5 protein-coding genes are annotated in these 6,278 nt (G+C 69.9%); all 5 read right to left on the bottom strand.

Going from position 1 to position 6,278, the window contains the following annotated elements; translation table 11 throughout:
• Positions 1 to 45: 45 nt before the first annotated feature.
• A complete protein-coding gene (locus tag AB0M52_RS28685) occupies positions 46 to 1,746 on the bottom strand; it encodes a CDP-glycerol glycerophosphotransferase family protein (protein WP_363960105.1) in 1,701 nt (566 codons plus the stop codon).
• On the bottom strand, positions 1,743 to 3,089 hold the full coding sequence (locus tag AB0M52_RS28680; RefSeq protein WP_363960102.1) for a polysaccharide pyruvyl transferase family protein: 1,347 nt from the start codon (positions 3,087 to 3,089) through the stop codon (positions 1,743 to 1,745). Before AB0M52_RS28680 ends, AB0M52_RS28685 begins: the two co-directional genes overlap by 4 nt.
• A gap of 363 nt (positions 3,090 to 3,452) precedes the next feature.
• On the bottom strand, positions 3,453 to 3,941 hold the full coding sequence (locus AB0M52_RS28675; RefSeq protein ID WP_363960100.1) for an Lrp/AsnC family transcriptional regulator: 489 nt from the start codon (positions 3,939 to 3,941) through the stop codon (positions 3,453 to 3,455).
• Positions 3,942 to 4,026: 85 nt separating this feature from the next.
• On the bottom strand, positions 4,027 to 5,169 hold the full coding sequence (locus AB0M52_RS28670) for an acyl-CoA dehydrogenase family protein (RefSeq protein ID WP_363960097.1): 1,143 nt from the start codon (positions 5,167 to 5,169) through the stop codon (positions 4,027 to 4,029).
• Positions 5,166 to 6,278: Xaa-Pro peptidase family protein (locus tag AB0M52_RS28665; protein ID WP_363960095.1), on the bottom strand; the 1,113-nt coding region annotated here is incomplete at its 5' end. The genes AB0M52_RS28665 and AB0M52_RS28670, both read right to left, overlap by 4 nt.

Genomic DNA, 6,278 nt, shown 5'->3' with positions numbered 1-6,278 from the left:
CCGCACGGGGAACCGGAGCCGGGCGGGGATACCGCTTCGCGGGGATCAGAGGTAGCGCGACGCCTCGTCGAGGAAGTGCTGCGCGTAACCGTCCGCCGGGATGTCCCCCAGGTAGTACTTCTTCAGGTCACGGCGCGTGCTGGCAAGAGGATCGCTGCCCAGCAGGTCGTCGAGGGCCGGGTCGAGCCCCTGCACCCGGCCACCGTACGCATCGATCACGTACGCCGCCCGCCCGAGCGGGAAATCGTCCGTGAACGTGGCCGCCGGTGCCGAGACAGCGACCATGGCGAACGGCTTCTCCGAGTACAGGTAGTCGGCCACCACACTCGACACGTCGGACACCATCACGTCCGAGGCGTTGAAGCAGTCCACCACCGACATCTCCGTCTCAGCCTTGGCGCCGAAGACGTGCGGAGTGCCGTTCGCCCTGCGGTCCTCTGCCAGCAGCACCCGAATGCGCTCACACTCCCGGGTCAGATCCGCGGACCGCCGGCTGTACGGATGCGGCCGGAAGACCACACTGCACCCACGGGCGACCAGCGCCTTGATGATGTCGTAGCCGACAAGCAGCGACGAGTAGTTGGAGTCGGTGTAGAAGCCGGCCCACGTCGGGGCGTACAGGACCCGAGGCTTGGCGATCGAGGAGATCGGCTCGGTGGCGATCGCGACGTGCTCCACCTGCGGACGCCCGACGATGGCGAACATCTCCGCCGGCATGCTCACGCCGTTGGCCGCGAACCGGTCGACCGCAGCCTGGCCGGCGACGAAGTTCTTGTCGTACATCCGGAACACCGGGTTGTGACTCGGCACCTTGTCGCTGTCACCGTGGTTGAGCTGGATGTGCGTCAGGTTCGTGTACCGGATGACGTGGTTGTTCTTCGTCGCGGTGTTGACGTAGAAGGCTGCCCGCAGCGACGGGGCGATGACGTCGTCGATCTCGGTCAACCCCGATCGCAGGATCACCGGGGCCATGGTGAGAGCCACCACCTCGTTGAAGTTGGCTTCGCTGCGAACCAGCACGAAGTACTTCTTGCCGAGGCGCTCGAGGTAGGGCAGCCACATCGCGATCTGGTAGGCGGTGCCGGCGGGCGCGTTCCAGTGCACGAGGAAGACCGGCTCGTACGCGGTCAGCGTGGCGAGCAGTTTCGCCTCACTGCCGTGCCGCGCGCCCACCCGCGTCATCGCCTGCCATCCGGTGAACGCGACCAACCCGAGCGCCGCGGTCGCCACCACCAGCGCGATCACGCCGGGCAGCTTGGTGAACGCGGTGACGAGTGCCACCAGAACCGCGGCGCCGTTGACCAGCACGGCGCGGCGCGTGTTGGGACGAAGCAGCGGCCGTACGCCAGTTCCGGGCAGGTTGGCCGCGACGGGGTAGACCGAGCGGGACACGGCCATCAACAGCGGCTCGCCGAGGACCGCCAGGGCGGCGACGCCGACACCGACGGCCAGGGCGGGGCCGAGACTGCCGTGTACCGCGCTGAGCACGTACGCGCCGGCCAGCAGAAGGATCCGCGACACAATGGTCTGCCCGGACGACACCGAACCGCCGCTCAGCGCGCCGCGCCATGTCCAGGCCAGCAGACCGACCGCGAGAACAGCTGGGGGAAGCGCCCAGAGCGGGGAACTACCCACCGCCGCCAGCAGCAGGGCGACCAGGGCCAGCGCCTCAGCCGTCAGGGCGGGCAGCCGCCCGAACAGCCATCCGCTGAAACCGGATCGAGCTGGCTTCGCAGTCGTCGTCACCGCCGGACCCCCGTCGACGGCGTGTTGATCCGCAGCGCCCGACTGACCCGGCCTCGCCAGTTCGCCAGGAAGTTCTGCTGCAACTTCAGCTCCTTCTCCAATTGACTTACCCGCTCCTCAAGCGACTTCAGTCCGCGCGGTTCGCGAAACGGTGGTTCGAAAGCGTAGGCAGGCCGTTGCAGATCGCCCTCGTGCCCCTGCCGCAGCCAGCGCAGGCGCGACATCACCTGCCGCCGCCCGACGACGTCCGAGGCCATCAGCGTGTGGACCGGGCCGGGGAACTTGGCGGCGGCGAGCGCCTTGTCGTAGGCCGGGTTCTCCTTACCCGGCTGGAACACGTGCTCCAGGTCGTTGTGCTCGAGGAACCGCACGTAGGTGTCGAAGGTCTCGGCCTGTCGCGTCGCGAAGACGTCGAAATCGGCTTCCTGGTAGAGCTGCTGCGCATCGACGTCGGGCGGCAGATCGGCGTAGAGGCGGTAGGGAATGCCGTGGTACTCCGCCAGCTCGACGGTGCGGGAGTCGTGGGCCAGCACGACGGCCGGCGTACCCGCCAGCACGGCGGCGACATTGCCGTGAATGCGCGTGCCGAATGCGAAGTCCTGATCGGCCATGAACTTGACCCAGGTCGAGGCGTCCACGAAGAACCGCATCCGGTCGTTCTCGTAGAGCGGATGGTCGGTGTGGATCGGCATCCGCTTGTTGGAGACCTTCTCCGGGTTCTCCCCCCACAGCATGAGGGCGAGCCGCTGATGCTGTTGGGGCACGATGACGCTGTTGGGGTAACGGTTGGTGTTGGCCTCGACCAGCCGGTCGACCCCCTTGACCTTCGGGGTGTACGAGATGGCCAGCGGGCTGTCGTAGCTCAGCCGGTCGACCTTGCGTACCAGCGGCCCCAACGGCCCGTTGCCGAACATCGACGGGCATCCGATCACCCGCACGTGCTCGTCGCCGAAGCCCAGGTACTTCAGCATCCGCGCGGTGTACTCACCGCGGACACCGATGGACGCGGACCGGTCGAGAACGGCCCGGGTGAATCGGCTGACGATCTTCTTGTAGTCGTCGGGAAGCGAGTCGAACTCGGTGCCGTACGGCAGCTGGGCGCCGATGCCGACCACGGTAACGGGGATCGTCAGCCGCTCGATGACCTCGGCGAGCCGCTCCAGATGCGGAAGAAAGGTCGCCCGGTACGAGTTCGCCATCGGCAGGACAAACCGGTCGAACTCCTCGTTCGTCCGGTTGATGTAGGTGGACAGATGGTTCGGACGCTCATGCACGTAGGCGTTGGCGACCACCTCGGCGTCGGGCACGCTGAGCACCCTGTACACCGAGCTGTAAAACAGCATGTTCCCAGAGTTCGACCCGAAGACACCCAGCCGGGATGTGGACAGGCTTTGCTCGTGCGACAGTACTGTCAGCGGGTTTTTGCCGGCGCGGATGAGGATTCGAGTCATGAGCGGACTCCGGGCACCGTCCGGTTGAACCGCGACCGTGGCGATGGGTACATCTCATCCTCCCTTGACGACCCGTACGGTGACTCGATTGCCGAGGCCACCACGAGGCGACGCCGGCCGTCGGACCGGCGATCTGCTCATGATCGGGTCTCACTTCCGCAGAATCGGGATGGATCCTAGCTTCGTTGGCTGTGAGTCGGCCGCACCGGGGGGAGGGTGTTGTCGATCTCCTTCGACCGATTTGGCCCGATCCCGCTATTCGGCCGAGACGCCCCGGAGCCGGTGCTGATTCGCGGGATCCGGGCTGACCTTCGGCGGGCGGTGCTCGTACGGGGTGGAGAGAACGACGGTGGTCCGGGTGGTGACGTTGGCCGACGTACGGATCTCCTGGAGCACCCGCTCCAGATCCGCCGGACCGGCCACCCGCAACAGCAGCAGGTAGAAGTCCTCCCCCGCCACCGAGTAGCACGAGTCGATCTCCGGCAGGTGGGCCAGCCGCTCCGGCGCGTCGTCGGGCTGCGACGGATCGAACGGCCGGATCGCCACGAACGCCGTCAGCGGCAGGTTGAGGGCCTCGAAGGAGACCTGGGCGGCGTACCCCTTGATCACACCGCGTTGCTCCAGCCGGCGCACCCGCTGGTGCACGGCGGACACCGACAGGCCCACCTTCTCCGCGAGGTCCGTGTACGACAAGCGCCCGTCGACGGTCAGCGCGGCGATGATGGCCTGATCGGTCTCCTCCACGGCGTGCAACCTACCGGGAAAGGCCCGCAAACGCGACGACAGGCCCGCCGAGCGTCGCGCTCGGCGGGCGGACGATCGCGCTCGGTCAGCCCTTGGCCAACGCGCGGGAGATGACCAACCGCTGGATCTGGTTGGTGCCCTCGACGATCTGGAGCACCTTCGCCTCACGCATGTAGCGCTCCACCGGGTGGTCGGCCACGTAGCCCGCGCCGCCGAGCACCTGCACCGCGTCCGTGGTCACCCGCATCGCCACGTCGGTGGCGAACAGCTTCGCCTTGGCCGCCTCGATCGAGTACGGCCGCCCGGCGTCGCGCAGCCGGGCCGCGGCGAGCGTCAACGCCCGGGCGGCGGAGATCTGGGTGGCCAGGTCGGCGAGGGTGAACCCGAGGCCCTGGAAGTCGATGATCGCCCGGCCGAACTGCTGGCGCTGCCGGGCATAGTCCACCGCGTAGTCCAGCGCGGCCTGGGCCAGCCCCACCGCGCAGGCGGCGATGCCCAGCCGGCCGGAGTCCAGGGCGGACATGGCGATGGTGAAGCCCGCCCCCTCGCCGCCGATCAACCGGTCGGCCGGCACCCGGGCGTCGTCGAAGACGAGCTGCGCCACCGGCGACGACCGCAGCCCCATGGTGCGCTCGGCGGCCTGCGGGTGGATGCCCGCCGTGGCGCGGTCGGCGAGCAGGCAGGAGATGCCCCGGGGGCCGGGGCCGCCGGTGCGGCAGAAGATGTTGTAGAAGTCGGCCACCCGGGCGTGGGTGATCCACGCCTTGGTGCCGGAGACGACGTACGCGTCTCCGTCGCGGGCCGCCTTCGTGGTCAGCGCGGCGGCGTCCGAGCCACCCTGCGGCTCGGACAGGCAGTACGCGCCGAGCAGTTCGCCGCCGATCATGTCGGGCAGCAGCTTGCGCTGCTCGTCGGTGCCGAACGCGGCGACCGGGTAGCAGGACAGGGTGTGCACGCTGACCGCCTCGGCGACCGCGAGCCAGCGGCTGGCCAGGATCTCCAGCACCTGGAGGTAGACCTCGTACGGCTGGGCGGCCCCGCCGTGCTCCTCGGCGTACGGCAGGCCGAGCAGGCCAGCCCGACCCAGCGTGCGCAGCACCTCCCGGGGAAACTCGGCACGTTCCTCGAACTCGACCACCTTCGGCGCGAGTTCCCGGTCGGCGATCTCGGTGGCCAGCTCCAGCAGGTCGTGGGCCTCGTCGGTGGGCAGGATCCGGTCGACAGTCATAGCGCGATGAGCTCCGTGGGGGTGGTGTTGAGCCGTCGTACGCCGTCCGTCGTGCAGACGACGATGTCCTCGATCCGGGCGCCGTGCCGCCCGGCCAGGTAGATGCCCGGTTCGACGGAGAAGGCCATCCCCGCCGCCAACGGGCGGTCGTTGCCCGCCACCACGTACGGCTCCTCGTGGCCGTCCAGGCCGATGCCGTGGCCGGTGCGGTGCAGGAAGGCGTCGCCGTACCCGGCGGCCACGATCGGCTCGCGGGCGGCGGCGTCGACGGCCTCGGCGCGCACCCCGGGCCGGACCGCCGCCACCGAGGCGCGCTGCGCCTCCCAGAGCACCGCGTAGTAGTCCAGGAAATCGGCCGGCGGCCGGCCGGCCGCGACGTAGGTGCGGGTGCAGTCGGAGCGGTACCCCGAGGGCATCGTGCCGCCGATGTCCACCACCACCGGCTCGCCGGCGCCGATCGGCCGGTCGGAGGTGCCGTGGTGCGGACTGGCCCCGTTCGGGCCGGCGGCGACGATGACGAAGTCGACCGTGACGTGCCCGGCCGCGCGGATCGCCGCGGCGATGTCGGCGGCCACCTCCACCTCGGTACGCCCCGGCCGCAGCCACTCGCCCATCCGGGCGTGCACGGCGTCGATCGCCGCGCCGGCCTCGGCGAGCGCGGCGATCTCCGCCGGTGACTTGTGGATCCGCAGTTCCCGCAGCACCTCGGAGGCGAGCCGCTGCCGGGCGTCAGGCAGCGTCGCGCGCAACGCGAGGACCTGCTCGGCCCACATCCGGTCGGCCAGCCCGACCGCGCCGACCGGCCCGCCGAGCGCGGCGGTGACCAGCGGGTACGGGTCGGCACCGTCGGGATGGTCGACAATGCGTACCCCGGTGGCCGGTGCCGGGGACGCCTCGGCCGCCGGCCGTTCCAGGGTCGGCACGATCAGCGTCGGCTCGCCCTCGGCGGGCAGCACCAGCAGCGTCAGCCGCTCACCAGCGTGCGCGTCGTAGCCGGTCAGGTAGCGCAGGTCGGAGCCGGGGCTGAGCAGCAGCGCGTCCAGCCCGGCGGCGGCGGTGGCGCGCTGCGCGGCGGCCAGCCGCTGCGGCGGGTACAGCTCCTCGGTTCC

The sequence above is a fragment of the Micromonospora sp. NPDC051296 genome (assembly GCF_040682255.1).
GTDB classification, from domain to species: Bacteria; Actinomycetota; Actinomycetes; order Mycobacteriales; family Micromonosporaceae; genus Micromonospora; species Micromonospora craterilacus.
The sequence above is the reverse complement of the archived record's forward strand: the minus strand, read 5'-3'. Positions and strand labels throughout refer to the sequence as shown.